The following is a 436-nucleotide window of genomic DNA, read 5'->3' as shown; positions in this document are numbered from 1 at the left end:
GGTTGAAGTATGTGGTATCAAGCGCGACGTGAATATCGCCCTTATTTGTGAAGGTAACCCTGCCGATCTGCTGGGCCAGTGGGTACTGGTACACGTCGGATTTGCCATGAGCATTATCGATGAAGTCGAAGCCAAAGCCACATTAGACGCACTGCGCCAAATGGATTACGACAATACCAGCGCGTGATGATTAGCTTTTGTAGGCCTGATAAGACGCGGCAGCGTCGCATCAGGCATTGTGCTCGATTGCCGGATGCGGCGTGAACGCCTTATCCGGCCTACATTGGTCTGGATGGCTTGCTGCGACGAACGCTAACCATTACCCCTGACGCTTATCTTCCGTATTCGTCTCGAAATCACTGGCGTCATGGCGTTCATGCAACTGCTCGTTCAGCGGTCCGTTGATGCGGTTAACAATACGCCCTGTCTCTTATAC

The 436-nt window shown here is 52.3% G+C and carries 1 protein-coding gene and 1 pseudogene; one reads left to right on the top strand and one right to left on the bottom strand.

Features of this window, described 5'->3' with window-relative positions:
* Window positions 1-187 (top strand): hydrogenase maturation factor HybG (hybG, locus tag GD429_RS40090; protein ID WP_152865755.1); only part of this gene is annotated, 187 nt, incomplete at its 5' end.
* Between the two features lie 132 nt (window positions 188-319).
* On the opposite strand, the pseudogene GD429_RS40085 reads toward hybG, so the two are convergent.
* Window positions 320-430, bottom strand: a pseudogene (locus tag GD429_RS40085) (glutathione-dependent disulfide-bond oxidoreductase); the annotation flags it as partial.
* Between the last annotated feature and the right edge of the window lie 6 nt (window positions 431-436).

Origin of the sequence: Burkholderia sp. BE17, from assembly GCF_009362305.1 — a bacterium.
Taxonomy (GTDB): domain Bacteria; phylum Pseudomonadota; class Gammaproteobacteria; order Burkholderiales; family Burkholderiaceae; genus Burkholderia; species Burkholderia pyrrocinia_C.
This window is presented reverse-complemented; position numbering and strand designations above follow the sequence as displayed.